Here is a 25,943-nt window from a genome sequence, read left to right as displayed (position 1 = left end):
CCGGGGCGCATTCAGAGTTGTCAGAGCGTCGACATCTCGGTCGGGAGCCGTTCGTACACGCGGGCGTGAGCAGCGAAGGCTTGCCTCCACATGTACCCGAGGACTGGTCGCGGTGCTGCCACGGTGGTGATCTCGTGCAGCACCGTGCGGGTCCGTCCCTCAGATTCGATGAGTTGGGCGTCTGTGCGGGTGACGAGTGTGCAGCCAGGTGCCGCGGCGACGTTCCCGACCATCGTGGTGGGGGAGATGCGCCGCATCGTCGCAGTGAATCGGATCGAATACGTGAGGCGCCCCAACCGAGGTCGTTCGTGGATCCGCCAGAGAAACCACGGCTGAGCGTCCGTTGTTCCAGATTCGATGATGTCGGCCGAGACCAGGAACGGGTGCAGTCCGCGTTGCCGATTGAGGTCCATCAGGTAGTCGATCGCGGTCTCCGGGCGCACTGCAACGGTCATCGTCAGATCGAACTCCCGCGTCGTCACGAGACGATCGTAGCGGGGTTACGCAGAAGCGACTTGACATAATGTGCATTATCAGTGCTTTCGAACCCGCCACACGGGTGAGAACGAACCGAGCGTTCCCGACGCGCTGCGATCGGTTACCGCGTGTGACGCACGACGTCGGACGCTCCGTGCCGACGAACGTACGATCGGCAGATGTCGAACACCGCAACGACCGAGCCCGTCGTGTACATCCTGCATGAGAACGAGGACTGGATTCCACCGCTCACTGCGGCACTCGAATCTGAAGGCGTTCCGTTCCGTGAACTGCTCCTGACCGGCGGTGCGATCGACTTGGGCGTTGCTCCGCCGGAGGGTGTCTTCTGGTCGCGATTCAGCGCGTCCTCGCACACGCGAGGACATAAGACCGCGAAGGAATACGCACGCGCGACGCTCCGCTGGCTCGAATCGGCCGGCCGCCGGGTTGTGAACGGCAGCCGGGTGCTCGAATTCGAGGTGAGTAAGGTTGCGCAGTACCTGGCTCTCGCCGCAGCCGGGTTCGACGTCCCGAAGACGATCGCCGTCTTCGGCGTCGATGAGCTGAGTAGCCGAGCGCGTGAACTCGGCGCCCCCTTCATCACCAAGCACAATCAGGGCGGCAAGGGGCTCGGCGTCCGGTTGTTCGACACGCACGAGGCGTTCGACGCCTACATCGCCGGACCGGACTTCGAGCAGCCGGTCGACGGCATCACACTCCTCCAGGAGTACCTGGTGGCGGCTGAACCGTTCATCACACGTGCCGAATTCGTTGCTGGACGTTTCCTGTACGCGGTCAAGGTCGATACCTCGGCCGGCAGCTTCGAACTCTGCCCGGCTGAGGCGTGCGCCGTCCCGGAGTCGGGTGCTGCCGCGGATGCGCTCCCGCTCCCCTCGCTCTTCACCCGCCGTCCGGAGATCGATGCCGCCCACCCGCTCATCGTGCGTCTCAAGGCATTCATCGCCGAGCACGGGATCGAAGTCGCAGGGATCGAGTTCATCGAAACCGTCGACGGGCGTGTCGTCCCGTACGACATCAACACCAACACCAACTACAACCCCGACGTGGAGTCCGATCGCGAGAGCTCCGGAGCCGTCGCCGTCGCACGATTCCTCGGCGCGGAACTCAGCCGCCGCTACCAGCCGGCAGCGGTCCCGCTCGTGAACGTCTGAGCGCTCCTACTCCCCCGCTGAGCCCGGCCGCGGCGCTGGATGTGTGGTCGATGCCGTTCTCGTCTGCCCGCTCCCCCGCCACGACCTGGACGCGATCGTCGTGACCATCGCATTCACCGTGGCGATGAGCGGCACGGCGAACAACGCGCCAGGCACACCGGCGATGGCGGTGCCGGCAGCGACGCCGACGACCACGGCGAGCGGATGCACCTTCACCGCGCCGCCGACGAGCAGCGGTTGGAGCACGTGTGCTTCGAGTAGGTGGACGACGAGAACGCCGGCGAGCATCACGACCGCCTGCACCGGTCCGCCGTAGACGAGCGCGATGACGACGGCGATGGCACCGCTCACGATCGCGCCGATCACCGGGATGAAGGATGCGAACAGGACGACCACACCGATCGGCACGGCGAGCGGCAGCCCGAGGAAGAATGCGACGGCTCCGATGCCGATGGCGTTCACGAGTGCGACGACGATCTGCACACGGACGAACTTCGTGAGGGTGGACCATCCGGAGCCGCCTGCCGCAGACATCGCCGGGCGTGCCGCGCGGGGGAAGATCCGTACGATCCAGTTCCAGATCCCCCGGCCGTCGATGAGCATAAAGATCGTCGCGAACAGGGCGATCAACGCACCGGCGAGCAGATGCCCGAGTGTGCCGCCGACCTTCACGGCGCCGCCGATGAGTACGCCGCTGTCCTTCTGAGCGAGTGCACCCAGGTCGTTGATCCAGGACGCGAGCTGGGCATCGGACACGTTCCACGGCGGTGCACTCAGCACTCCTCGTGCGCGGTCGTACGCGGCGACGGACTCTCGCTCCAGTTGCGGAAGCCCGGACCGGACCTGCCACACGACGATGACGACGAGCCCGGCGACGACGATGGCGAACGCCACGAGCGTCACCAGGATCGCGAGCCAATGGGGCCAGCGGTGGCGGCCGAGCGTCGCGACCGTCGGTGCGAGCAGCGCTGAGACGAGCATCGCGACCAGCAATGGAACGACGATCTCCTCGAACACCACGACCAGCGCGATGACCACGGCCGACGCCCCCACGACCACGAGGATTCGCCAGGACCACGCCGTCGCGATCCGCATGCCCCGTGGCACTCCCAGGTCGTCAACGGTCTCTTCCACCACTCTGCGAGCCATAGGACGAACGATACGCCGCGGCAGCGTGGGCCCGGCGCGGTAACGCTCCCCTCGATCCAGATAGACGACACGTGGCGTCAAAACTGGGAAAGTGCTGTGCGGATGCGCCACACTGGAGCTACGCCACCGTTTCGCGTCTTGAGGAGCAGCACCATGTCAGAACCAACCATCGTGACCACCACGTACACCCTGAATTCGACCAAGCTCAATGCCAAGCAGATCACCGGCATCCGGTGGGCCTTTGGCATCGGCGGCGTCGCAACGATCGCGCTGGGCATCTTCCTGCTGGCGTGGCCGAAGGCGTCGCTCATCGCCGTGGCTTGGATCTTCGCCACGTACTTCATCATCGCGGGCGTCGTCCGCATCAGCCGCGGCATCGTCGCGAAGGAGCACAGCACGGGCTGGCGCATCTTCAGTGTCATCCTCGGCGTGCTGCTCGTGATCGGTGGCGTCTACGTCTTCGTCCAGCCGGCGATCGGCATCCTCGCCCTCGGTCTGACGATCGGCATCACCTGGATCATCGAAGGTGTCGCAGCCCTGTTCGACGCGTCTCCGGACTCCTCGCGCTGGTTCGCCATCCTCTACGGCGTCATCAGCATCGTCGGCGGCATCTTCGTGCTCGTGTGGCCGGCAAGCGCGATCATCGCGCTGCTGTGGTTCACGGCATTCTTCCTCATCGCGGCCGGCATCGTCGAGATCGTGCAGGCGTTCACCTTCGGGCGCACCAAGGCCGCGAAGCTCGCATAGTCGTCAGAACGGCCGATGGCCGGCAGATTCCTCAGGGAATCTGCCGGCCATCGGTGTTTCGGGCGTGCTGCGCGCGAACGCCTACTCTGCTGCGAAGTCGCTCGTGTCGCCGACGTACCTGGTGTGGTTCTCGGCGATGGGTTCGACCGCCGCGAGGGCGACCTCTGCCGCGAACTCGCCGACGTTGTAGAGGCGGCCGGCCGACTCCTTGCGCTGGCTGATCGCTCCCGGGTTCGCGCGCTCGAGCAGCGTCGCGGTGATCGTGCCCTCGATCATGTCGCCGGAGACCACGACGAAGTCGATCGACGCAGCATCGAACTCCGGCAGCTTCGCACGGAGGGCGTCCTCACCGGCGCGCTTCGAGTTCGCGACGGGGACGTACTCCGGCATGGTCGGCGTCGTGCGGATGAAGTGCGCCTGGTGGCTCGTGACGAAGACGATGCGCGAACCGGTCTTGAGCAGCGGGAGTGCGTGCTCGACGACGCTCAGCTGCGCGTCACGGTTGAGGACCATCGCGTAGTCCTCGGCCATGCCGCTCTCCATGCCGCCGGAAGCGTTGAGGACCAGGACGTCGAGGTCGCCGAGTTCTGCCTTGACCGTGTCGAACATGCCCTGGACGGATGCCGGGTCCGTCAGATCTGCACCGACCACGACCGCGGTGACGCCGAGCGCGCGCACCTCGTCGGCGAGCTTGACCGCGCGTGCCTCCTTATTGCGGAAGTTGATGACGACGTTCGCGCCGGCCGCCGCGAAGTACCGGATGGTGTCTGCGCCGATCCCTCTCGATGAGCCCGTCACGAGAACGTTCTTGCCGGCGAGTGATCCGGGGACGAGGGGGTTCGACACGGGTGTCTCCTTGAAAGTCTGCGGCCGTCCGGTGACGGCGGTTCCAGCCACCGAGACTATCAAGAACCGCGAGATCGCGAGCATCTCCCGGCTCAAACGAAGGTCCACCTGATAGCGTGGAGACGACCGGGCGACGTGAGCCCGGCCGAGAGGAAGTCTGACTATGGATGTCATCACCTCATATGCGTGGATCGGCTGGCTCGTACTCATCCTCGTGTTCGTCACCATCGAGATCCTCTCCCTCGAGTTCACCTTCCTGATGCTCGCCGTCGGCAGTGTGGTCGGACTGCTGTCCGGTCTGCTCGGTGCGCCGTGGTGGTTGCAGCTCATCATCGGGGCCGCGGCCTCCGTGCTGCTGCTGCTCACCGTCCGGCCACCGTTGCTGCGCGCATTGCATCGGGGCGCTGATCCGACCAAGAGCAATGTCGAAGCGCTGCTCGGCCTCCCCGGCGTCGTGGTCTCGACGGTCGGCGTCACTGGCGGCCAGGTCAAGCTCTCGAACGGCGACACCTGGACCGCGCGCACGCCGTACGGCGGACAGGCGACGAGTCTCGAACCGGGGACCTCGATCCTCGTCAGCACGATCGACGGCGCGACCGCCGTCGTCATCCCGTCCCACAGCGCGCCACAAGCGCCGACCGAAGAGCAGGAGCACTCATGAACGATCCGAGCGACGTAGTCCCCATGGTGATCGGGTGGGTGATCGGCGCCGTCGTCATCATCTTCGTGCTGGTGGTGCTGTTCCGATCCATCCGGATCATCCCCCAGGCGACAGCCGGTGTCGTCGAACGCCTCGGCGCGTACCACAAGACCCTCACGCCAGGGCTGAACATCCTGATCCCGTTCATCGACCACCTGCGTCCGCTCATCGACATGCGCGAGCAGGTCGTCTCGTTCCCGCCACAACCGGTCATCACCGAGGACAACCTCGTCGTCTCCATCGACACGGTCGTCTATTTCCAGGTGACGGATGCGCGAGCGGCGACGTATGAGATCGCGAACTACCTCGGCGCCGTCGAGCAGCTCACGACCACGACCCTCCGCAACGTGGTCGGTGGTCTCAACCTCGAGCAGGCGCTGACCAGCCGCGATGAGATCAACGGTCAGCTGCGCATCGTCCTCGACGAGGCGACGGGCAAGTGGGGCATCCGCGTCGGACGCGTCGAGCTCAAGGCGATCGACCCGCCCCTCTCCATCCAGGACTCGATGGAGAAGCAGATGCGCGCAGAGCGTGACCGCCGTGCGCTCATCCTGACGGCAGAAGGTACCAAGCAGTCCGCCATCCTCACGGCTGAGGGTGCACGACAGGCCGAGATCCTCCGCGCAGAAGGCGACGCCCAGGCGGCGGTCCTCCGCGCTCAGGGCGAGGCTTCGGCCATTCAGACCGTGTTCAAGGCCATCCACGAGGGTGATCCGGACGAGAAGCTGCTCGGCTACCAGTACCTGCAGATGCTGCCGAAGATCGCTGAGGGTCAGGCTAACAAGCTCTGGATCATCCCGAGCGAGCTGACCGAGGCGCTCAAGGGCATCGGCAGCGCATTCGGACCTGGCAACACGCGGAATCCGGCTGCGGCCGCTGCAGCTGCCGCCGGGATGCAGACGCCTCCCGTGTGGCCGACCGCGTCGAGCGTCGTTCCGCCGCAGGCCCCGCCCGCCCCACCGGCTCCCCCAGCCGCACCGCCGGCTTCGGAGTAGCGATGGGTGCTGCCGGGCAGCACGGTTTCTTCGGTCCCGCCAGGCCCCGCGTGTTCGCGCATCGGGGCCTGACGTTCGACGTTCCGGAGAACACGATCGCCGCATTCCGACGTGCGACCGACATCGGTGCGCAATACATCGAGACGGACAGTCAGGTGACGAGTGACGGCGTTGCGGTGCTGTTCCACGACGACACACTCGAACGCATCACCGGAGACAGCCGTCCGATCGATTCGATGACACTCCGGCAGCTCCAAGCAATCGACCTCGGCGGTGATCGGGTGCCGACGGTCGCAGAGGCCCTCGATGCGTTTCCCGAAACGCGTTTCAACATCGACGTCAAAGCCGCCGGCGCTGCGATCCCGGTCGCGAGGGCCGTTGTCGAAGCAGATGCTCAGGATCGGGTGCTCGTCACCTCGTTCTCGGAGCAACGCCGCCTCGCGACCGTTGCAATCGCCGGATCGGTGGCGACCTCGCCCGGACTGCCGCTGATGGCACGGGCGCTCCCCTTCGCGGTCCTCGGCGACGTCACCCGTGTCCGTCGGCTGTTGGGTGGCGTTGACGCTGTCCAGGTGCCGCGGAGATTCCACGGAATCCCCGTGGTCACGAGGCGTTCGGTCGCGACGATGCACCGCGCCGGCATCGAGGTCCACGTCTGGACGGTCAATGACGAACCGACGATGCGCGAACTGCTCGACCTCGGCGTCGACGGTCTGGTGACGGACCGTGCAGACCTCGCACTCGCGGTCGTCGCCTCTCGAAACTGAACGTCACCTGGGAGAAGACCCGGCAATCGGAACAGATTACCCAGCTTCTGGGTTTATAACTATGGGTGCCGAGCGAGAGGAGACCACACAATGGCAGATCGCAGTTTGCGCGGAATGCGCCTGGGCGCCCAGAGTCTACAAACCGAAGAGGGCGTCGTCTTTTCCGAGCGCAGCCAGCACACCTACCGGTGTCAGAGCTGCGAACGTGAAACCACGATGACGTTTGCCGCTGACGCGGAGGTTCCTGAGCTCTGGGAGTGCCGTCATTGCGGCGCAGAAGCAATCCTACTCGTGGATTCGAAGCCGGTGGTCGTGGACCGCGGCGACGTGAAGATCCCGAGGAGCCACTGGGACATGTTGCTCGAGCGTCGCTCGCGTGACGAACTGGAAGAGCTCCTGCAGGAACGCCTCGACTACCTTCGGGCACGCCGAGGGCAGCAGAAGAGCGCTTAGCGCTCGACGCGGGGACGCCTCGCACCACGGGGTGCGGAGGCGATTCCCGCGAGCACCAGGGTCGCGAGCCCCATCCCGTCGATGAAGAGCTCGAACTGGTGCCCGAACGACATCGCCGGCGTCACCGTGTCCGTCAACGGGACCTCGGCGATCATCGACCCCGGCTTGAAGGCCGGGATGCTCGTGATCGTGTGACCGTCTGGTCCGATCATCTGGCTGGTCCCGACCGTGGAGATGTTCACGATGGACCGCGCAGACTCGATCGCGCGAAGCCTGGCGATGGCGAGCTGCTGCTCGTTCTCATCCGTCTTCCCGAAGTCGGCATTGTTGGTCTGTGCGAGGATGAGCCTCGCACCACCGGCCACCGCATCCCGTGTCAGCTGGTCGTCCGCGATGTCGAAGCAGATGCTGATGCCGGTGAGCACTCCCCCGATGTCGAAGACGTTGTCCTTCGTCCCAGGGGTGTAGTCGCGCCCGATGAGGCCGATGAGGTCCGGAGCGAGCGGCTCCCAGAACGCACGGTCCGGGACGTACTCGCCGAACGGCACGGGATGCTTCTTGTCGTAGACGTCCGTGACGCCGTTCGGGTACGACCAGAGGAGGGACGAGTTGAAGTACTTGTCCCCGCGCTGTGAGATGGCCCCGACGATGAACGGGGCGTTCATCCTCCGGCTCAGGTAGTCCAGGGCTGCAGCGGACTGTGGGACCCGTTGCGGATCCAGGTCGGCGCCGTTCTCCGGCCAGACGACCATGTCGACGTGCTCGTCGAGGATCTTGAGCGTCTCGTCGATCTGCGTGTTCATGACCGTCCCCGGCGCAGCTCCGTCGAAGTACCCGGCCGGTCCGTTGCCCTGCACGGCGGCGACTCGCGTCGAACCCGTGGTCGGCGTCGGCCAGGCCGGCACGATGAGGACGCCGATGACGACGAGGGCGAGCGTTCCAGCCTTCGTCACCGGCCTGACCTCGGAGGTGCGCGCCAGCTGGAGGGCCAACGCGACGATGAAGACCATGATGAACGACAGTCCGGAGAAACCCACCCAGGCGACGAGCGGCGCGAACGGGCTCTCGGACTGGCTGAGCGCCATCCTCGCCCACGGGAAGCCGCCGTACGGCCACACGCTCACGAGCGACTCTCGCGCCGTCCAGACGGCTGCCACGACCGCTGAGGTCAGCCACACGCGCCCTGCGACGCCGGGGAATGCCCGTGGGATGAAACGGTAGGCGAGGGTGATGACGATCGCGCCGATGGCGAAGAAGATCGATTCCACCGTGGCCAGCGCCGCCCACGGCACGGGGCCGAGGTACACGGTCGCCCACTCGATGTGCACGAGGTAGAACGACTCCCCCGCGATGAACCCGATGAGCAGGGCTCCCCAGACGCTGCGGCCCATCAACGTCACCAGGATGAGGCCGATGCCGACGAAGGCGAGCGGCCAGATGCCACGATCCGGGAAGCCGCCGTCGAGGATGGGGCCAGCCCCGATCGCGACGATGACGGCGAACCACAACGGCAGAGGCGGCTTCGGTCTGGCGCGCTTCCGGGTCCGACGATCGCCCGCCGTGAAGTCGATCGGTGCCGGGAGTGCGGCCGGGGCCGCGACGGTACTCGCGCTCACAGCGAGCTGTACGCGACGATGCCGCGGCGGATCGAATCGAGCGCCTGTCGTGCCGTCCGGCCGACACTGCCCTCAACGATGCTCAACTGATCGAGGAGGTCGATGGTCTGCTTGCACCAGCGCACGAAGTCGCCTGCGGCGAGTTCGGCCTCGATGAGGACGGTGTCGAGCGCCGCGCCCTTCGACCAGCGATGCATCGCGAGCGACAACCCCGTCGAGATCGGATTGCTGCCGGGCAGCTTGTGCTCCCGTTCGGTGTCGTCCAGACGGCTCCAGATGTCCTGGGTGCGTTCGAGCGCCGAGCGGAACGGGCCTCTCGGCAGGAAGCGCTCCGGGGTGTTCTGCTCGTCGCGGCGGGGTTCGTAGACGATGGCCGCCGCCATCGCGGCGAGTGACGAAGCGTCGAGGTCGTTCCACGCGCCGGATCGCAGGCATTCGGCGATCAGGAGGTCGCGTTCGCCGTAGATCCGCTTGAGGGTCTTGCCCGGAGCCGCAATGACGACCTTCCCGGATTCGTCGCGCTGCAGGTAGCCGTAGACGAGGAGGACGTCGGTCACCCGGTCGAAGACGCGGGCGACGGCGCCCGTGCGGGTCGCGATCTGCTGCTTCACCTGATCCGTCTGGCGTTTGAGCTTGAACCATCGCTCAGCCCAGCGTGCGTGGTCCTCCCGTTCGGGGCAGACGTGGCACGGGTGGGAGCGCAGACGTTTGCGCAGCTCGGCGAGCTTGCGCTGGCGGCGATCCTTCGCGGCACGGGACTCCGACTCGTTCCCCTTGCGCTCCAGATCGGTCAGTTCTCGGCGGATGCCTGCGTACTCGACGAAGTTGCCGAGGTGGCAGGTCATCGACGTCTCGTAGCCGGCGAGCGACGCCTCCTGCTCACGCACGCGCTTCGCGAGTCCGACGACGGCGCGGTCGGCCTGGAACTGCGCGAAGGAGGACTCGAGGATCTGCCTCGTGCGCTGGCGACCGAACTGGTCGATGAGGTTCACGGCCATGTTGTAGGTGGGGCGGAAGCTCGAATTGAGCGGGTAGGTCCGCTTCGAGGCGAGTGATGCGACGGACTGCGGGTGCAGTCCCTCGTACCACTGGATGACGGCGTGACCCTCGACATCGATTCCACGTCGACCGGCCCGGCCGGTGATCTGCGTGTACTCGCCCGGCGTGATGGGCACACGCGCTTCGCCGTTGAACTTCTCGAGCTTCTCGAGCACCACTGTCCGAGCCGGCATGTTGATGCCGAGCGCGAGCGTCTCCGTCGCGAAGACGACCTTCACGAGCTTGCGCTGGAAGAGCTCCTCCACGACCTCCTTGAAGGCGGGCAGCAGGCCGGCGTGGTGTGCAGCGACGCCGCGCTCCAGGCCATCGAGCCACTCCCAGTAGCCCAGCACGGCGAGGTCCTCGTCGAGCAGCGTCCTGCAGCGATCCTCCACGATGGCGCGGATCTCGTCACGCTCGTGCAGTTCCGTGAGCCTGACGCCCGACCTCAGGACCTGTTTGACCGCCTGGTCGCAGCCGACGCGGCTGAACACGAAGAAGATCGCCGGGAGCAGGTGGTGGTCGCCCAGCATCCGGACGAAGTCGCCGCGATCCATCTTCTCGGCGTGGTGCGGTGCACGTCGCTGGTTGTACCGGCTGACATCCTTGTACTGGCGGGAACTCGGGGCACGACCGCCGAACTGTGCCATCCGCACGAGCTCGGGATTCACCTGGTGGGTGTCCGCAAGACTCGGCGCGGCGAACAGGTCTACGAGCTTCGTGCGCATCAGCACGTGCTGCGTGAGCGGGACCGGGCGTTCCTCGGAGACGATCACCTCGGTGTCGCCGCGGACGGCTTGCAACCAATCGCCGAACTCCTCGGCGTTCGACACCGTTGCGCTGAGGGACACCATCTTGACCTCCGACGGGAGGTGGATGATGACTTCCTCCCACACGGCGCCACGGAACCGGTCGGCGAGGTAGTGCACCTCGTCCATCACCACGAATGCGAGATCGATGAGCGCATCGGAGTCCGCGTAGAGCATGTTCCGGAGCACCTCGGTCGTCATCACGACGATGCGGGCGTTGCCGTTGATGTTGGTGTCGCCGGTCAAGAGGCCAACGGAGTCCGGGCCGTACTCGGCCGTCAACTCCTGGAACTTCTGATTGCTCAGCGCCTTCATCGGCGTCGTGTAGAAGACCTTCGCGTTCGGCTGGTGCATCGCGAGCGCGATCGCGAACTCGGCCACGATCGTCTTGCCTGCGCCGGTCGGCGCGGCGACGAGCACGCTCTTCCCCGCTTCGATCCGCTCGCATGCTTCGATCTGGAAGGGATCCAGGTCGAAACGCAACCGATCACGGAACGCCTGGAGTCGTGGCGTGGCTGCTCGCCGCGTCGCCGCACTGAACCGCTCAGCCGGGGACAGCTGGTCGGTCATACCGTTCCGCCGCTGGCGAGTTCTGCCTCGAGACGACGGACATCCTTCGCCTTGCGGCGATCGTGCAGGTACGAGACGCCGTACGCCGCGAAGTAGAGGATGACCATCGGGATGGCGAGGAGGAACATCGACACGACGTCTGCGGCCGGCGTTGCGATGGCCGTGAAGAGCACGATCAGCAGGATCGCCACGCGCCAGGACTTGATGATGGACGCCGCCGAGATCACGCCGACGAAGTTGAGCAGCACCAGGAAGACCGGCAGCACAAACGCGATGCCGACCGCCAGGACGAGCTTCAGCACGAAGTCGTAGTAGGTGGCGGCGTCGAAGAAGTTCGACGCGGCGGCCGGCGTGAAGCTCACCATCAGTTCGACGATGTGCGGCAGCACGGTCCAACCGGCGTAGCAGCCGAGCAGGAACAGCGGCACGGCGCTCGCGAAGAAGGCGACCGCGTACTTGATCTCTTTGCGCGTCAGCCCTGGGACGAGGAACGCCCAGATCTGATAGAGCCAGACAGGACTCGAAATCACGACGCCGGTTGTCAGTGCGATCTTCATCCTGAGGTCGAAGGCGCTCGTCACGTTCGTGAAGTTGAGCAGCGCTTGACCACGTTCGTCTGCGATGACCTTGATCGGTGCGCTCATGGCGTCGATGACGATCTCAGAGATGAGGAAGCCGATCACCATGCCGATGATGATGCCGATGGCTGCGAAGAACAGACGCTTGCGCAGTTCTACCAGGTGGGCACCGAGCGACATGCGCCCATCGCGAGACTTCTGGCGTGGAGTGCGGGTAGGCACGGCCCGCTACGGCTTGAGCGGGGGTTCGACGGTGCTCGCGGTCGTCTCCGGCTTCACTGCCGAATCCGAAGCCGCGGTGTTGTCCGCCGACGATGCTGCGTCAGCCGACTTGTCGTCATCCTTGAGCGTCTTCACTTCGTTCTTGAAGATGCGCATCGACTGTCCGACGCTCTTTGCGAGGCCCGGAAGCTTCGGTGCGCCGAACAACAGCAGGACGATGAGCAGAATGATGACGAGGTGCCATCCTGAAAATGCGTTACCGAACATGGGGCATCATTCCTGATCGTTGAGAGCGTCGTCCGTCGAGTCTACCGCTTTCGGAGCATTCTGGGGAGAACTGTAGCGATTAAGTGCGGATGCGGCCCAGGCCGCCACGAAGCGACGCGCCTCATCCGGTCCAAGAACCTCGATGAGGCCCGGATGGCTCGTGACCAGCCTTTTCAGTCCGTGGTAGTGGGCGACCCGCAGCGTTGCGGTGACCGTCGCGTCATCGGTTCGGGTGATCGCGGCGACGTAGTCGTCGATGAGCGGGACGACCGAGGAATGCAGCCTCACCGTCACCGACAGATCGGAATCGCTCGGCTCGAACAGGGCCTCAGGCACCACGAGCGACGAATCGTGCGGCGCGACGGCGAGCTCGCTCACCTGGAGGTCCGTCATCCGATCGAGCCTGAACCGTCTCGTCGCTTCACGCAGGTGGCACCAGCCGAAGAGATACCAGTCCTGATCCTGAGACTCGAGTCGCAGCGGATCGACCAGGCGGGATTCGTGTTCGCCGCGCGCGTTGACGTAGTCGAACACGACGCTGTGGCCGGTTCCGATTGCGGATCGGATGATGCCGACGGACCGGTCGGAATGGGACTGGGTGACGGCGACCTGCCCCGGTGTCGATGATGCGCCGCGCGCGAGCTTCGCCATCACTCCGCCGATGACATCGCTGTCCTCGTACTCCGGCAGGCGCGACAGGGATTGCAGGCCGGCGATGAGCGCGGACGCCTCACGTGCGGAGAACCGGGGGGCGTCGTCGAGAGCGACCCGGTGGGTCAGGACGATCTCGTCGTCCTCCTCGAAGCTGCCCCAGTCGATGTCGAACAGGTCCCCGGACAGGTACTGGTGCGTCTCCCCTGGCACCCCCGAGACCGTCAGCAGGCTGACGGCGTCACGGATCTGCTGCGGCGGCAGGCTGAAATGGCGAGCCGCCTCGTCCACCGTCACCCGTTCACGGTCGATGAGATACGGCACGAGCGACAGGAGGAAGATGAGCTTGTCCTGAGCCTTCGGCGCACTGCGCTTAGCCACGGGGATCCTCTTCTCGGTGTGCGTCGACGACATCGTTCAGTCTGGCGACCACTGCTTCGACGAGCGCAGGCGGGTCGAGGACGAACACCTCCGGGCCGAAGCCGGCGAGTTCGTCGGCCAGGATGTTGAGATCGAGGTACGGAATGGTCAGGACGTCTGCGGATCCCGTCGACGTCCCCTGGTAGCGATTGCCGAGCCTGGCGGCGGCGTCCGTTCCAGGCCTGACCTCGACCGTCGCGTGCTGCGAGGCGGAGACCGCTCGCAGCCCCCGGATGGCGTCCGCCGCGTAGTCCCGCTCCCCCGGCTCGCTGATCTCGCCGGTCTGCTTCACATCGCCCACGATGCGGGACAGGAGGAAGGTGCGGGTGTCGTCCACGTCGACGTCCCTCGCGAAGAGATGCCACCGACCCTCGTGCTGCACGAGCGCGAGCGGTGCGGCGGTGCGGATGCGCGGTGCCCGCTCCCCCGGCTTCAGATACGGGAACGTCACAACGGCCCGTCGTTCGAGTGCTGCGTCGAGCGGTTCGAACGACCCCTCCCGTGTGCGGAGGCGCGGCGCGTAGCCGATGATGGGTTCGTCCGGCTCGATGCCGAGCGACCGGAGCTTCGTCATGGCTCGCTGAGACTGACCGGACAGTGATCCCTCACGCCAGACGGTCGCGGCGAGCGAGAGCAGCGAGAGCTCTGCAGCGGTGAACCGGACATCGCTCGGCAACTCGTATTCCCCCTTGGGAATGCGGTACCGCATCGATTGGTTGTTGCCCGGCTCCCCCGGCTGCTCGATCGTTTCCAGTGGGACGCCCAGCTCGCGGATGTTGTCCTTGTCGCGTTCGAACTGACGCTCGAGACTCGCGTTGTTCCCGCCATCTGAGTACTGCTGCCGGTAGCCCTGCACCGTCGACAGGATCTCGTTCTTCGTCAGTCCGGACTGCGTGGCGAGCAGCGCGAGCACCAGGCTGAAGAGACGTTCCTCGACAGGCACCGGTTTTGGGGCGTCACGGGTGTGGGGCACTGCACCATTCTATTTGCGACCGGGCGGACCGCTGCCTAGCTCGCGGGGGAAACGCCGAGGATGTCGATGACGAAGATGAGGGTCGCGTTGCCCGGGACCGGACCTGAGCCCTGCTCGCCGTACGCGTCCTTCGGTGGCAGCACGACGATGACCTGCGAACCGACCTTCGCACCCAGGACGGCGTTGTCGAATCCGGTGATGCCGAGCTGTCCCGCCGTGTAGACGAACGGCTTGCCGTCCTCCCACGTGCTCTGGAAGACGCTCTTCTCCTTCCACAGGACGCCCGTGTACGCGACCGTGACCTGGTCGCCCTTCTTCACCGTGGCGCCGTCACCCTCGCGGATGACCGCAGACTGCACGGTCGTGGGCGGTGCTGCAGAAGGAACGGTCACGCCGGGCCGGCCGTCCGGAGCGACGACGACGGACGGCAGGCCGGACGGCGTCGGACGCTCGGCGCCGTTCGCGCGCGCAAGAACGACGTGACCGATGTCCGCGACGAAGACGAGCGTGTCGTCCTTGCCGATGCCATCGGCCTCGCTTCCGCCGGCCGGGCCGAATCCGTCTGCCGGGGCGATCGCCGCGGTGACGCGAGAGCCGACCGGAGCGCACTCGAGCGCCTTGCTGAAGCCGATGGGCAGCGGCTTGTTCAAGCTGAGCGCGACGCTCGCCGGCTTGCTGAAGTCGGACTTCGCGACGACGTCACCGGTCCGGCCGTTCAGCAGCACCCAGTTGACGACGGCCGTCTCGCCGGCCGTGACCGCCTCACCTGTACCGGTCGTGATGATCTCACGCTCGGTCGTGGTGGTGTAGATCGGGGTCGGGACATCGACCTTCGGCTGTTCGCCCGCCGCTCCGCTCACGTGGATGAGCTTCGTCGCCGCACCGGGCTCCGCGGGGGTGCCGCATGAGCTGGAGCCGGCTGGAGCGCACCCGGTCAGGGTGACCAGGAGCAGGCCGGCGGTGGCGATGATGGCGGGTGCAGTGCGCACGGATCCTCGTTTCGGGGAGCGTTGTGTGGGCGGCGGGTGCCGTCGCACAGTTTAGTGGACGGAAGTGTGAGGCTCGTCCGCGTCGCCCTGCCGGCCGTCCGCAGCCGTGGTGGGGGCGTCCTCCGCCTGCTCCGTGTCGTCGTCCGCCGGACCACTTCCGAGGTCGCGGGCGAGGGAGGCCTGTGCGCCGGCTTCGGCGAGGCGGACCCGCTTCCGCAGGACCTTGGCGCTCGTGGAGCGTTCGCCGAGCGCGCCCGGCGTCCACAACTCGACGTCCTCATCGCTGAAATCGGACTTCGACGCACGACGCTTGAGCTCAGGGAGGATCGTCCCCGGCGCGAGCTTCCGAGCCGTGATGAGGAAGCCGGTGTGACCGATCATGCGGTGGTCTGGGCGGACCGCGAGGCCCTCGACGTGCCAGCCGCGCATCATCGTCTCGTTCGACTGCGGGTTCGTGAACCCGCCGGTGGCGCGGATGGCCTCAGCGACGCGGGACAGCTGCGTGACGGTCGCGACGTAACAGAGGATGACCCCGCCCGGCTTGAGCGCCGTCCAGGCTGCGTCCAGGCACTCCCAGGGGGCGAGCATGTCCAGCACGACGCGGTCGACGGACTCGGCGGGCGCCGTGATCGGGAGCGTCTCCTGCAGGTCGCCGACCGTGACGGACCAGTTCTCCGGGTCGTATCCGAAGAAGGTCTTCACGTTGCCGCGCGCGACGTCGGCGAACTCGTCACGTCGTTCGAAGGACTGCAGCGTGCCGGACGGGCCGATCGCGCGCAGCAGCCAGAGCGACAGGGCTCCGGATCCGACGCCGGCCTCCACGACCGTTGCTCCGGGGAAGATGTCCGCCTGGCCGATGATCTCGGCCGCGTCCTTCGGGTAGATGATCGCGGCGCCGCGCGGCATCGACATCACGAAGTCGACGAGCAGCGGGCGGAGGGCGAGGTGCTCGACGCCCACGGTGTTCGCGACGACGCTGCCGTCAGGGAGGCCGATGATCTGATCGTGGTCGATCATCCCGCTGTGCGTGTGGAAGACCTTGCCGGATTCCAGCGTGATGGTGTTCTTCCTGGCCTTCGGCCCGGTGAGCTGTACGCGGTCGCCCTCGCGGAACGGCCCGCTGTTCTGGGGTTGGTGGCTGGCGCTCATCGGCGTGCTGCCTCGTCTTCCTGGTTCTGGCGATCCGCCGCGAGTGCGGAGAGATCGGTGAGGCGACGCCCTTCGAGCGTCGTCCACGTGGTGTGGTCTGGTCCTGGTGCGATGTCGATCGCGTGGGGTACGGCGATCGCGATGGTTCCCGCCGCGACGGCGGATGCGAGGCCCGTCGGTGAGTCCTCGATCGCGATGCAGGCGGCCGCGTCGACGCCGAGCAGCGCTGCAGCATGCAGGTACGGGGCCGCGTGGGGCTTGGGGGCGGAGACCTCGTCTCCTGGGACGATGAAGTCGAATGCGTCGAACGGGATGCCGCTCACGATCTCCTCTGCCATGGCTCGCACCGACATGGTGACGAGCGCCGTCTTGACGCCCGCGTCCTTCAGCTCGCGCAGGAGCTCCTGCGCTCCGGGACGGAACGGCACGCCGCGTTCGTCGATGAGTTCGCGGACGCGGTCGGTGAGCCGGGTCACGATCTCGTCCGCACCGAGGTCGACGCCGCGTCCCTGGAGGACCGCGGCGGAATCCCACAGACCGAATCCGACGAGCGTCATGCAGTCGTCGTGGGTCCAGGTGCCGCCGAAGGATTCGACGAGCGAGGTCTCCGCTTCCATCCAGTACGGCTCGGTGTCGACGACGGTGCCGTCCATGTCCCAGAGGACGGCGGCGGGGAGGAGACTGGTCACGGGTTCTCATGCTACCGGGTCTGCGAGCGCCTATCCTGGAAGGACGGCTCGGGGAGGTTCCCCGGATCGAGGAAGTGAAACGTGAGCGATGAGTCGAAAGGTCCGCTCGGCGGTCGCCTGCTCGTAGTGGCCTTCGAAGGCTGGAACGACGCGGGTGAAGCGGCGAGCGGTGCCGTCAAGGTGCTGCAGGAGTCCCTTGAACTCCAGCCGATCCTCGAGATCGACCCTGAGCGGTACTACGACTACCAGTTCAACCGGCCCACCATCGGAACCGATGAGGACGGCAAGCGCAAGCTCGTCTGGCCCGGCGCCACGATCTCCGGTCCTTCCCCTGACGCGGTGAAGCCGGCGACGCCGCTCGCGGACGACGCGCAACTGCACGTGAGCGCCGACGGCGGCTCGAACGTGTACGTGCTCATCGGAGCTGAACCGTCGCGGGGATGGAAGGCGTTCGTCGACGAGATCATGCAGGTGGTGGTCGAGAACGACATCACTGCACTCGTGATGCTCGGCGCGATGCTGGCCGACGTCCCGCACACGCGGCCGATCTCGGTGTTCGCTTCGAGTGAGGACGCGGGCTTGCGTCAGGCATTCCAGCTCGAACGCAGCAGCTACGAGGGGCCGGTCGGCATCCTCAGCGTCCTGGCCGACGCGGCCGACCAGCGCGGCATCCCGTCACTGTCGGTATGGGCCTCCGTGCCGCACTACGTGCACAGCGCTCCGTCGCCCAAAGCGGTGCTCGCGCTCATCGACAAGCTCGAGGAGCTCATCGATGTCGTGATCCCCCGGGGCCAGCTGATCGAGGAGTCCGGCGAGTGGCAGAGCGGCATCGACACGCTCGCAGCCGACGACGAGGACATGGCCGCCTACATCCGGCAGCTGGAGCAGGCGCGGGACACGGTCGAGTCCCCCGAGGCCAGTGGTGAGGCCATCGCCAAGGAGTTCGAACGCTATCTCCGCCGTGACGACAAACCCGACGACTTCCGTCGCAAGGACTGACCCTCCTTCCCTTCCTCCCGGCCCTGCCCGCGAACTGTCACTCGTGGCTGGTTTGACGACCCTTTTTTCCGCCACGACTGCCAGTTCGTGAGCTCAGCGCCTCGCGGATCGCGGTGATGACCGGCCCGTCCGGGTCGAGGGAGTGGGAACGGTTCACCCGGATGACCCGCCGGCCGGCCGCGACCACCGAGTCCAGCCGATCGATGTCGTGGATCACGGCTGCTTCATCGGTGAAGTGTGTTTCGCCGTCGTACTCGACGAGGACCATCTGCGCCGTGTAGACCAGATCGCCGAGCGCGATGAACCGACCGAACGCGTCGAAGATCGGTGCGTTCACGATCGGCTCGGGGAGGCCGCCATCCACGATCGCCAAGCGCAACTCGGTCTCCTTCGGGGAGTCCGTGTCCTCGCGGACGCGCTCGTACGCACGACGCAGCTTCTTCGCTCCGCGCCGCCCGTTCATCCGCGCGAGTCCGCGCACGAGTTGCTTCCGGGTGGCGAGCGGATGCTTCCGCCTGAGCAATGCATCGCCGACGATCACCAACTCCGCCTCGGTCAGCCGAGTCGCGAGCTGGCACCATGCATCGACCGCAGTGACGGTGGGGAGGCCATCGACGACCACGATCTCCCAATGTGTGCCGTCGAGTTGATGCCCCGTGATCCCGAGCGCACGCGGCGCGCGAGCGGGGGCGAGGGAGGCGACGTGCATCGGTCCTGAGCGCAGCCGGTTCGGGACGGGCAGGCCGTGCAATGATGCGGCGGTGGCGTGACTGAAGAATTGGCCGTCGTGCAACAGGACAGCGTACGCGGATGCGCGCGAGTGGACGTCACCAGCATCGATCGGCGCGATGACGCCACGATGCGGATGGGACAGGTCCGACGCCCTGAGGCGAGAGCGGGAGACGCCGTGCCGTGCGGCATCGGTGGTCGTGAACGCCCGGTCGGTGAGGGGCGCTGGAAGTGGTCTGGGTCGGCGCATCCCCCAAACCTGCCCGAAGTCGGCCCTCCCCCGTCAAAGTTCTCCACACCCCGACGTCCCTGCCCGCGAATTTTCACTTGTGTCTGTTCAGGGGAGGCCGGAACAGCCACAACCGACAGCTCGCGAGCTGTCGGTTGTGGCTGGTCTCAGCGGCTGGGAACCGCCACGAGTGACAGTTCGCGGGCAGAGAGGGTTAGAGGCGGACGCCGAGGAAGGCGTCGATGAGGGTGCGCACGAGAGCCGGGTCGTCGACGCCGGTGGATGCGGCCGCATCGAGGAGCGCCAGGACCGACGGGGTGTCGAGGTCGTCGGCGAGACGGGTGCGTACCGCGGCGAGCAGCGTCTCGGCTGACCCGGAAACGGCGTCGGACACAGCAGCCGCTGCGTCGCCGGTGGTGGCCGGCCCGAACGCGGCTGTCCAGGCGGCGAGGCGGGCGACGGCAGCATCGAGGCGCCCGTCGGCCCACTCCCAGTCGGAGCGGTAGTGGTTGTCGAGGATCGCGAGACGGATGGCACGCGGATCGACGCCCGCGGCGACGAGCTTGGAGACGAGGACCAGGTTCCCGAGCGACTTCGACATCTTCTCGCCCTCGTAGGCGACCATGCCGGCGTGACTGAACACCTTCGCAAGCGGCCGTCCGGACAGCGCTGCCGCGTGACCGGCGCTCATGTCGTGGTGCGGGAAGACCAGATCGGATCCGCCTCCCTGCACCGTGAAGTCCGAACCGAGGTGCTGCAGGGCGATGACTGAACACTCGATGTGCCAGCCTGGCCGGCCTTCGCCGACGATGGACGGCCAGCTCGGCTCACCGTCACGGGCCGCACGCCAGAGCAGCGGGTCCATCGGATCGCGCTTCCCAGGACGGTCGGGGTCTCCCCCGCGCTCAGCGAAGAATGCGGCCATCGTCACGTCGTCGAGGTTGCTCTCGGCCCCGAGGTGCCAGACGTCGTCCGCCGCAGCGCGCACATCGAAGTAGAGGTCGTCCCCTGCCGCGCTGTCCGGCGTGTCCACCGGGTACGCGAGTCCGCGTTCACGCAGGATCTCGACGGCGGATGCGATCGGGTCGATGACCTCGGTCACGGCCACGTAGTCCTCTGGCGGCAGGATGCGCAGGTGCTGCATGTCTGAGCGGAAAAGTGCGACCTGGCTCTCGGCAAGCTCGCGCCAGTCGACACCCGTCGCGTTCGCGCGTTCGAGGAGCGGGTCGTCGACGTCCGTGATGTTCTGCGCGTAGTGCACCTCGTAGCCGGCATCCAGCCAGACCCGCTGCAGCGTGTCGTAGGCGAGATAGCTGGAGGCGTGACCGAGGTGGGTCGCGTCGTACGGGGTGATCCCGCACACGTACAGCCGCGCGGTCTCATCCGCCGATGCTTCGACGAGCGTCGCGCTGGCGGTGCACCAGATCTTCGGGGTGCTGCCCTGTCCGGGCAGCACGGGGACGTCGGGACGGCTCCAGGACTCCATGTGCGGGCTACGCCTTCAGCAGGCCGGTGCTGAGCATCACGATGAGGGCGATGCCGAGCAGGATCCGGTAGATGACGAACGGCAGGAAGCTGCGCTTCGAGATGTAGCTCATGAAGAACGCGATGACGGCGAGGCCGACGACGAAGGCGATGACGGTCGCAACCAGGGTCTCGAACGGTCCGAAGACCTCCGGCACACAACCGGTCGCACCGGGCAGGCACGGGTCCTTGATCGCGTTGTAGACCTGGTACAGCCCGCTGCCGAAGACTGCTGGGATGGCGAGCAGGAACGCGTATCGTGCAGCGGCGCGGCGCTCATAGCCGAGGAACAGGCCGGCGGTGATGGTTCCGCCCGAGCGGGAGACGCCCGGGATGAGGGCGAGCGACTGGGCGACGCCGAAGACCACGCCGTGCCCGTAGGTCAGGTTCTTCAGACGACGCTTCTTGGCTCCGACCATGTCGGCGATGCCGAGCAGGATGCCGAACACGATGAGCATCGCGGCCGTGATCCACAGGTTGCGGAGCGTCGTCTCGATCTGATCCTTGAACAGGAGGCCGAGGATGATGATGGGGAGCGAACCGATGATGATGAGCCAGCCCATGCGCGCATCGGGGTCGTTCCTGGGAATCTTGCCCACGAGGGATTTCGCCCATGATCCGATGATCCGGACGATGTCCCGCCAGAAGAACAGGACGACGGCCAGCTCGGTGCCGATCTGTGTGATCGCCGTGAATCGGGCACCCGGGTCGTCGCCGGTGCCGAGGAGGCGTCCGACGATGAGCACGTGGGCGCTCGACGAGATGGGCAGGAACTCGGTGAGTCCCTGCACGAAGCCCAGGATGATGGCGTTGAGGAGGTCCATGCGCAACTTTCTTGGGCCGCTCGGGCGGTCAGAGGCCGAGCGGCTTGCGGTCGTAGTTCAACGGGGTGGGGCCCAGCCGCCGGCTGGGAGGCGCCGGTCAGTAGCCGAGGAGCAGCTCTGTGAGGACCTGCTTGCCAAACACTAGCGCGTCGAGGGGAACGCGCTCGTCGACACCATGGAACATCGCAGGGAAATCCAATTCTTCGGGCAGTTTGAGCGGGGCGAAGCCGTATCCCTTGATCCCGAGGGTCGACAGCGCCTTGTTGTCGGTTCCGCCGGAGAGCATGTAGGGCAGCACTGGCGCCCCTGGGTCGTGCTTGCCGAGCGTCTCGACGACGGCGTCGACGAGCGGACCGGAGAACGGCGTCTCAAGGCCGATGTCGCGGTGCATCACCACGATCTCGATGTCGGGGCCGACGATCTCCGCCACGCGCGCGAGCACAGCGTCCTCATCGCCAGGGAGCGTGCGGATGTCGATGAGCGCCTCCGCGGTGTCCGGGATGACGTTGTGCTTGTATCCGCCGGAGAGGAGTGTCGGGTTGCTCGTCGTGCGGAGGGATGCCTGGATGAAGCCGGCAGCGGTCCCCGTCGCAATGGCGAGTTCGTCCGGTCCGACCTGCTGCGGGTCGGCGCCGAGGATGGCCGCGATCTCGGCCAGCAACTGCTCCGTCGTCCCGGTGAGCCTGATGGGCCAGTCGGTCCGGCCGAGCGCTGCGACCGCTTCAGCGAGCTTCGTAACCGCGTTGTCCTTGATGTACCTGGATCCGTGCGCTGCACGCCCGCGTGAGACGAGCTTGATCCAGAGCAGCGCCTTCTCCGCCGTCTGGAGGAGGTAGGCGCGCTGCCCGTTGAAGGTGATCGAGTATCCGCCGACCTCGCTGATCGCCTCCGTCGCGCCTGCGAAGAGCTCGGGGTGGTGTTCGACGAGGTGGTGTGAGCCGAACACGCCGCCGTTCTCCTCGTCGGAGAAGAGGGCGATGACGAGGTCGCGTTCCGGCTGCTGGCCGGCGTCGAGGATGTCGCGAAGGGAAGCGAGGATCATCGCGTCCATGTTCTTCATGTCGACCGCGCCCCGCCCCCACAGGAGGCCGTCGGAGATGACGCCGCCGAACGGGTCGACGCTCCAGTTGGTCGGGTCGGCCGGGACCACGTCGAGGTGCCCGTGCACAACGAGTGCCGGCTTGTCGCGGTTTCGACCGGGAACGCGTGCCACGACGCTCGTGCGACGCGGAGCCGCGTCGTAGAGCGCCGGCTTCAGGCCGAGGCCTTGCAGATACGCCTCGACGTACTCTGCTGCTTCTGTCTCCCCCTCCGACCTGCCTTCCCCGTAGTTGGTGGTGTCGATACGGATGAGGTCGCGCGCGATGCGGGTGGTCTCATCGAGATTCTCGTCGGTCGGCTGCGGAGCGGATCCAGTCGTCATATCCCCACGGTACCCGCTCGACACGCGCGGGAGTCACGTGCGTTCTACACGCGTCCGAATCCGTGCTAGTCTCTTATCTCGTGCCCGGCGGAAGTCGGAAACACAATCACAACACGCGCGGGTGGCGGAAATGGCAGACGCGCTAGCTTGAGGTGCTAGTGCCCTAACGGGCGTGGGGGTTCAAGTCCCCCTTCGCGCACACCGTGTTGAGACGGCGAACGGCCGGAGCGAAAGCTCCGGCCGTTCTTGTCTTCCCAGTGTTCTGGGATGTGCCGTCACGATCGAACAAGGCTCCGAGAAGATTCTTCTCGGGGCCTTCTTCGTATGTCACACGAAGAAATATGCCGTTGCCGGCATGTGCTGCTCCGGCGCGCTAGTCCCGCTCCCCCATGTCGCCGACGGCCGGTGTTCCATCGAGCAATCCGTACCGGAGCATCACGGCTCCTTTCGGGGACGCGACGACCGGCGCGATGAGCTGCAGGTTGGTCGGTACGGCGCCGTCGGCGAACACCTTCTTCCCCCGGCCGAGGAGGATCGGGTACACCCAGAGGGTCAGACGGTCGAAGAGCTGCTCGGCGAGCAGCGTCTGCACAAAATCGAGGCTGCCGATGACGTGGACGTGTTCGTGTCGATCGCGAACGCCGGCGACGGCATCGGCCACGTCCGGTCCCAGCTGCGTCGATCGATCCCACTCCAGACGACGGGGTTCCCGCGAGACCATGTATTTCGGGATGCGGTTGAAGAGGTCCGCGATCCCGCCGTCGACTCCCCCGTCGATCTTCGGCCAGTACGACGCGAAGATGTCGTACGTCCTGCGCCCGAGCAGCAGCGCGTCCATGCCCTCCATCCCGGCGCCGATCTGTTCGCCGGTCAGTTCATCGGTGAGCGGCGCCTGCCAGCCCCCGAACGCGAAGCCGCCCTCAGGGTCCTCCTCGGGTCCGCCAGGCGCCTGCGCGACACCGTCGAGTGTGGTGAACAGGTCGATGTGGATGAGTCCCATGTCCGTGCTCCGTCCTCTGGCCCGCCGCAGCCGCGGCGGGATCACTCCGAGGCTGTCACGGCGACGTGCGATCGAACAGGGCTTGCGAGTGGGGACGGATGGTTCTAGTGTCCGTGGCCCAGTCGGCGTCGCAGCAGTTCGATGCGCGACTGCAACTGCGTCACGCTCGCCTGTGGCACCGCCGGTCCACCGCAGACGCGGCGCAGCTCGGCGTGGATGATGCCGTGGGGTTCCTTCGTATGCTTCGCGTACAGGCCGACGAGGCTGTTCAACAGGCTCCGTTGCTCCTTGAGCGTCCGGTACAGGGGCGCTGGGATGTCGGCATCGCCGCCGGGCGACGACTGGTTCGGGTCGACGAACGCGCCGCGCTTGGCCTGCCTCGACTGTCGTTGCACGAGCAGCTCGTGGACCTGCTCCGGTTCGAGGAGCCCTGGGAAGCCGATGAAGTCGAACTCCTCCTCGGTGCCTGGCTGGGCGAGCTCTCCGAACTCGGCGCCGTCGAAGACGACCCGGTCGAAGTGGGCGTTGGAGGATACCGCCTGCCATTCGAACTCGTCGAGGAGCGAATCCGAGGCTTTGTCCTCGCGCTCGGCGGCCGCCGACATCGCGTCCTCCGGGTTGAACATGTCGCCCTCGGCGTCAGGGTCGGCCGGACGGTCGAGCGCGTGGTCGCGTTCGAGCTCGAGCTTCTCCGCAAGCGCCATGAGGTTCGGCACGTTGGGCAGGAAGATGCTCGCGATCTCGCCTCGGCGCCTCGCCCGCACGAACCGTCCGACCGCCTGTGCGAAGAAGAGCGGCGTCGCCGCCGAGGTCGCGTAGACGCCCACGGCGAGCCGCGGGACGTCGACTCCCTCGGACACCATGCGCACGGCCACCATCCATCGTTTGGTGTTGCCGGAGAAGTCGGCGATGCGATCGCTCGCCTCCTTCTCGTCCGACAGGACCACGGTCGGGGCCTCTCCGGTGATCTCGTGCAGGATCGCCGCGTACGCGCGTGCGGTCATCTGATCGGTCGCGATGACGAGCCCGCCGGCGTCCGGGACGCCGTGGCGCACCTCGGAGAGGCGGAGGTCCGCCGACTTCAGGACGGCAGGGATCCAGTCGCCCTGCGGGTCGAGTGCGGTGCGCCACGCGGCGGAGGTGATGTCCTTCGTGTTGCCTTCGCCGAGCCTGGCCTCCATCTCCTCGCCGGCCTTGGTCCGCCAGCGCATGTGGCCGGCGTAGACCATAAACAGCACGGGGCGGACGACGCCGTCGGCGAGTGCCCGTCCGTAGCCGTAGTTGTAATCGGTGACGGAGGTGCGGATGCCCTGGCTGTCTGGCTGGTACACCACGAACGGGATGGGCGCGGTGTCGGAGCGGAACGGCGTCCCGGTCAGCGAGAGTCGCCTGGTTGCGCGGGAGAACGCCTCGTGGATGCCGTCGCCCCAGCTGAGGGCGTCGCCGCCGTGGTGCACCTCGTCGAGGATCACGAGTGTGCGGCCGGACTCCGTGACGTTGCGGTGGACAGGAGGGTTGGCTGCGACCTGGGCGTAGGTGATGGCGACGCCGTGGAAGTGGCGGCCGAAGACGCTGTCGCGGTTCGCGAAATTGGGGTCGAGTCTGATGCCGACGCGGTGAGCGGCTTCCGCCCACTGGCGCTTCAGATGATCGGTGGGTGCGACGACCGTGATCCGATCGATCGTGCCGCGGTGGAGGAGCTCGGATGCGAGACGCAACGCGAAGGTCGTCTTGCCTGCCCCTGGCGTCGCGGCTGCCAGGAAGTCGCGTGGTTCGTTGGAGAAGTAGGACTCGAGGGCCTCGGCCTGCCACGCACGCAGCTTGCTCGCCGTACCCCAGGCGGCACGCTCGGGGAAGGCGGGTGAGAGGTGTTCGGCTGCGGACGAGCCCAGATTGGGGGTTGATGCAGATTCCGCGTTCACTGGAGTCCAATCTACC

Annotated in this window: 25 protein-coding genes and 1 tRNA gene; 8 read left to right on the top strand and 18 right to left on the bottom strand. The window is 66.5% G+C overall.

Annotation, left to right across the window (positions count from 1 at the left end; translation table 11 throughout):
• Positions 1 to 20: 20 nt before the first annotated feature.
• Positions 21 to 482, bottom strand: a complete 462-nt coding sequence (locus ACL9RL_RS12300; protein WP_422780542.1) for a hypothetical protein — start codon at positions 480 to 482, stop codon at positions 21 to 23.
• A 174-nt stretch (positions 483 to 656) separates the two neighbouring features.
• Between ACL9RL_RS12300 and ACL9RL_RS12295 the strand changes: the two genes are divergently transcribed.
• The gene (locus ACL9RL_RS12295) at positions 657 to 1,649 is read left to right on the top strand and encodes an ATP-grasp domain-containing protein (RefSeq protein WP_422780541.1); all 993 of its coding nucleotides are present in this window, start codon (positions 657 to 659) and stop codon (positions 1,647 to 1,649) included.
• Positions 1,650 to 1,655: 6 nt separating this feature from the next.
• Here the strand turns inward: ACL9RL_RS12295 and ACL9RL_RS12290 are convergent, their stop codons facing one another.
• The gene (locus ACL9RL_RS12290; RefSeq protein WP_422780540.1) at positions 1,656 to 2,798 is read right to left on the bottom strand and encodes an AI-2E family transporter; all 1,143 of its coding nucleotides are present in this window, start codon (positions 2,796 to 2,798) and stop codon (positions 1,656 to 1,658) included.
• Positions 2,799 to 2,951: 153 nt separating this feature from the next.
• Here ACL9RL_RS12290 and ACL9RL_RS12285 point away from each other — a divergent pair, with 153 nt between their 5' ends.
• Entirely contained in the window at positions 2,952 to 3,545 is a 594-nt protein-coding gene (locus ACL9RL_RS12285; RefSeq protein ID WP_422780539.1) for an HdeD family acid-resistance protein, read from the top strand.
• Between the two features lie 81 nt (positions 3,546 to 3,626).
• Here the strand turns inward: ACL9RL_RS12285 and ACL9RL_RS12280 are convergent, their stop codons facing one another.
• Entirely contained in the window at positions 3,627 to 4,391 is a 765-nt protein-coding gene (locus ACL9RL_RS12280; RefSeq protein ID WP_422780538.1) for an SDR family oxidoreductase, read from the bottom strand.
• A 163-nt stretch (positions 4,392 to 4,554) separates the two neighbouring features.
• Between ACL9RL_RS12280 and ACL9RL_RS12275 the strand changes: the two genes are divergently transcribed.
• The 4 genes from ACL9RL_RS12275 (at position 4,555) to ACL9RL_RS12260 (ending at position 7,306) form a co-directional block, all read left to right on the top strand.
• Positions 4,555 to 5,052, top strand: a complete 498-nt coding sequence (locus ACL9RL_RS12275; protein ID WP_422780537.1) for an NfeD family protein — start codon at positions 4,555 to 4,557, stop codon at positions 5,050 to 5,052.
• Positions 5,049 to 6,086, top strand: a complete 1,038-nt coding sequence (locus ACL9RL_RS12270; RefSeq protein WP_422780536.1) for an SPFH domain-containing protein — start codon at positions 5,049 to 5,051, stop codon at positions 6,084 to 6,086. Before ACL9RL_RS12275 ends, ACL9RL_RS12270 begins: the two co-directional genes overlap by 4 nt.
• Positions 6,002 to 6,853 carry a glycerophosphodiester phosphodiesterase gene (locus ACL9RL_RS12265; protein WP_422780535.1) on the top strand — a complete coding sequence of 284 codons (852 nt, stop codon included), beginning with the start codon at positions 6,002 to 6,004 and terminating at the stop codon, positions 6,851 to 6,853. Before ACL9RL_RS12270 ends, ACL9RL_RS12265 begins: the two co-directional genes overlap by 85 nt.
• Positions 6,854 to 6,943: 90 nt before the next feature.
• Positions 6,944 to 7,306: an RNA polymerase-binding protein RbpA gene (locus tag ACL9RL_RS12260; RefSeq protein ID WP_422780534.1), complete on the top strand. Its 363-nt coding sequence runs from the start codon at positions 6,944 to 6,946 to the stop codon at positions 7,304 to 7,306.
• Here the strand turns inward: ACL9RL_RS12260 and lnt are convergent.
• The 9 genes from lnt to ACL9RL_RS12215 are packed head-to-tail and all read right to left on the bottom strand — an operon-like array spanning position 7,303 to position 17,277.
• Entirely contained in the window at positions 7,303 to 8,922 is a 1,620-nt protein-coding gene (lnt, locus tag ACL9RL_RS12255) for an apolipoprotein N-acyltransferase (protein ID WP_422780533.1), read from the bottom strand. The genes ACL9RL_RS12260 and lnt overlap by 4 nt on opposite strands.
• Positions 8,919 to 11,339 (bottom strand): DEAD/DEAH box helicase, encoded by a 2,421-nt coding sequence (locus tag ACL9RL_RS12250; RefSeq protein ID WP_422780532.1) that lies wholly within the window; start codon positions 11,337 to 11,339, stop codon positions 8,919 to 8,921. Before ACL9RL_RS12250 ends, lnt begins: the two co-directional genes overlap by 4 nt.
• Entirely contained in the window at positions 11,336 to 12,097 is a 762-nt protein-coding gene (tatC, locus tag ACL9RL_RS12245; protein WP_422780531.1) for a twin-arginine translocase subunit TatC, read from the bottom strand. The genes ACL9RL_RS12250 and tatC overlap by 4 nt, the downstream gene beginning before the upstream one ends.
• A gap of 48 nt (positions 12,098 to 12,145) precedes the next feature.
• Positions 12,146 to 12,406, bottom strand: a complete 261-nt coding sequence (gene tatA / locus ACL9RL_RS12240) for a Sec-independent protein translocase subunit TatA (protein WP_422780530.1) — start codon at positions 12,404 to 12,406, stop codon at positions 12,146 to 12,148.
• Positions 12,407 to 12,412: 6 nt separating this feature from the next.
• On the bottom strand, positions 12,413 to 13,438 hold the full coding sequence (locus tag ACL9RL_RS12235) for a helix-turn-helix transcriptional regulator (protein WP_422780529.1): 1,026 nt from the start codon (positions 13,436 to 13,438) through the stop codon (positions 12,413 to 12,415).
• Positions 13,431 to 14,450, bottom strand: a complete 1,020-nt coding sequence (locus ACL9RL_RS12230) for a helix-turn-helix transcriptional regulator (protein ID WP_422780528.1) — start codon at positions 14,448 to 14,450, stop codon at positions 13,431 to 13,433. The genes ACL9RL_RS12235 and ACL9RL_RS12230 overlap by 8 nt, the downstream gene beginning before the upstream one ends.
• Positions 14,451 to 14,485: 35 nt before the next feature.
• Positions 14,486 to 15,439, bottom strand: a complete 954-nt coding sequence (locus ACL9RL_RS12225; protein ID WP_422780527.1) for an FKBP-type peptidyl-prolyl cis-trans isomerase — start codon at positions 15,437 to 15,439, stop codon at positions 14,486 to 14,488.
• 51 nt (positions 15,440 to 15,490) lie between these two features.
• Positions 15,491 to 16,588, bottom strand: a complete 1,098-nt coding sequence (locus tag ACL9RL_RS12220; RefSeq protein WP_422780526.1) for a tRNA (adenine-N1)-methyltransferase — start codon at positions 16,586 to 16,588, stop codon at positions 15,491 to 15,493.
• Positions 16,585 to 17,277 carry an HAD family hydrolase gene (locus tag ACL9RL_RS12215; RefSeq protein WP_422780525.1) on the bottom strand — a complete coding sequence of 231 codons (693 nt, stop codon included), beginning with the start codon at positions 17,275 to 17,277 and terminating at the stop codon, positions 16,585 to 16,587. The genes ACL9RL_RS12220 and ACL9RL_RS12215 overlap by 4 nt, the downstream gene beginning before the upstream one ends.
• A gap of 81 nt (positions 17,278 to 17,358) precedes the next feature.
• On the opposite strand from ACL9RL_RS12215, the gene ACL9RL_RS12210 reads away from it, so the two are divergent.
• Positions 17,359 to 18,276 (top strand): proteasome assembly chaperone family protein, encoded by a 918-nt coding sequence (locus tag ACL9RL_RS12210; protein WP_422780524.1) that lies wholly within the window; start codon positions 17,359 to 17,361, stop codon positions 18,274 to 18,276.
• A 37-nt stretch (positions 18,277 to 18,313) separates the two neighbouring features.
• Here the strand turns inward: ACL9RL_RS12210 and ACL9RL_RS12205 are convergent, their stop codons facing one another.
• The 4 genes from ACL9RL_RS12205 to ACL9RL_RS12190 form a co-directional block, all read right to left on the bottom strand.
• Complete coding sequence (locus tag ACL9RL_RS12205; RefSeq protein WP_422780523.1) at positions 18,314 to 19,255, bottom strand: hypothetical protein; 942 nt, start codon at positions 19,253 to 19,255, stop codon at positions 18,314 to 18,316.
• 193 nt (positions 19,256 to 19,448) lie between these two features.
• Entirely contained in the window at positions 19,449 to 20,720 is a 1,272-nt protein-coding gene (mshC, locus tag ACL9RL_RS12200; RefSeq protein ID WP_422780522.1) for a cysteine--1-D-myo-inosityl 2-amino-2-deoxy-alpha-D-glucopyranoside ligase, read from the bottom strand.
• 7 nt (positions 20,721 to 20,727) lie between these two features.
• A complete protein-coding gene (locus tag ACL9RL_RS12195; protein ID WP_422780521.1) occupies positions 20,728 to 21,582 on the bottom strand; it encodes an undecaprenyl-diphosphate phosphatase in 855 nt (284 codons plus the stop codon).
• Between the two features lie 97 nt (positions 21,583 to 21,679).
• Positions 21,680 to 23,005, bottom strand: coding sequence for a M20/M25/M40 family metallo-hydrolase (locus tag ACL9RL_RS12190; RefSeq protein ID WP_422780520.1), 1,326 nt, complete (start codon positions 23,003 to 23,005; stop codon positions 21,680 to 21,682).
• A 115-nt stretch (positions 23,006 to 23,120) separates the two neighbouring features.
• Here ACL9RL_RS12190 and ACL9RL_RS12185 point away from each other — a divergent pair.
• Positions 23,121 to 23,204 (top strand) — tRNA-Leu (locus tag ACL9RL_RS12185).
• 174 nt (positions 23,205 to 23,378) lie between these two features.
• Here the strand turns inward: ACL9RL_RS12185 and ACL9RL_RS12180 are convergent.
• Complete coding sequence (locus ACL9RL_RS12180) at positions 23,379 to 24,005, bottom strand: dihydrofolate reductase family protein (RefSeq protein WP_422780519.1); 627 nt, start codon at positions 24,003 to 24,005, stop codon at positions 23,379 to 23,381.
• Positions 24,006 to 24,109: 104 nt separating this feature from the next.
• Complete coding sequence (locus ACL9RL_RS12175; RefSeq protein WP_422780518.1) at positions 24,110 to 25,927, bottom strand: DEAD/DEAH box helicase; 1,818 nt, start codon at positions 25,925 to 25,927, stop codon at positions 24,110 to 24,112.
• Between the last annotated feature and the right edge of the window lie 16 nt (positions 25,928 to 25,943).

Origin of the sequence: Plantibacter sp. Mn2098, assembly GCF_049319745.1 — a bacterium.
Taxonomy (GTDB): Bacteria; Actinomycetota; Actinomycetes; order Actinomycetales; family Microbacteriaceae; genus Plantibacter.
This window is presented reverse-complemented; position numbering and strand designations above follow the sequence as displayed.

Coding starts and splice junctions, on each gene's coding strand:
- ACL9RL_RS12285 (WP_422780539.1), top strand. CDS start 2,952: ATGTCAGAACCAACCATCGTGACCACCACGTACACCCTGAATTCGACC.
- ACL9RL_RS12290 (WP_422780540.1), bottom strand. CDS start 2,798: ATGGCTCGCAGAGTGGTGGAAGAGACCGTTGACGACCTGGGAGTGCCA.
- ACL9RL_RS12205 (WP_422780523.1), bottom strand. CDS start 19,255: ATGCGCCGACCCAGACCACTTCCAGCGCCCCTCACCGACCGGGCGTTC.
- tatA (WP_422780530.1), bottom strand. CDS start 12,406: ATGTTCGGTAACGCATTTTCAGGATGGCACCTCGTCATCATTCTGCTC.
- ACL9RL_RS12260 (WP_422780534.1), top strand. CDS start 6,944: ATGGCAGATCGCAGTTTGCGCGGAATGCGCCTGGGCGCCCAGAGTCTA.
- ACL9RL_RS12220 (WP_422780526.1), bottom strand. CDS start 16,588: ATGAGCGCCAGCCACCAACCCCAGAACAGCGGGCCGTTCCGCGAGGGC.
- ACL9RL_RS12295 (WP_422780541.1), top strand. CDS start 657: ATGTCGAACACCGCAACGACCGAGCCCGTCGTGTACATCCTGCATGAG.
- ACL9RL_RS12250 (WP_422780532.1), bottom strand. CDS start 11,339: ATGACCGACCAGCTGTCCCCGGCTGAGCGGTTCAGTGCGGCGACGCGG.
- mshC (WP_422780522.1), bottom strand. CDS start 20,720: ATGGAGTCCTGGAGCCGTCCCGACGTCCCCGTGCTGCCCGGACAGGGC.
- tatC (WP_422780531.1), bottom strand. CDS start 12,097: ATGTCGCTCGGTGCCCACCTGGTAGAACTGCGCAAGCGTCTGTTCTTC.
- ACL9RL_RS12195 (WP_422780521.1), bottom strand. CDS start 21,582: ATGGACCTCCTCAACGCCATCATCCTGGGCTTCGTGCAGGGACTCACC.
- ACL9RL_RS12180 (WP_422780519.1), bottom strand. CDS start 24,005: ATGGGACTCATCCACATCGACCTGTTCACCACACTCGACGGTGTCGCG.
- ACL9RL_RS12270 (WP_422780536.1), top strand. CDS start 5,049: ATGAACGATCCGAGCGACGTAGTCCCCATGGTGATCGGGTGGGTGATC.
- ACL9RL_RS12190 (WP_422780520.1), bottom strand. CDS start 23,005: ATGACGACTGGATCCGCTCCGCAGCCGACCGACGAGAATCTCGATGAG.
- ACL9RL_RS12275 (WP_422780537.1), top strand. CDS start 4,555: ATGGATGTCATCACCTCATATGCGTGGATCGGCTGGCTCGTACTCATC.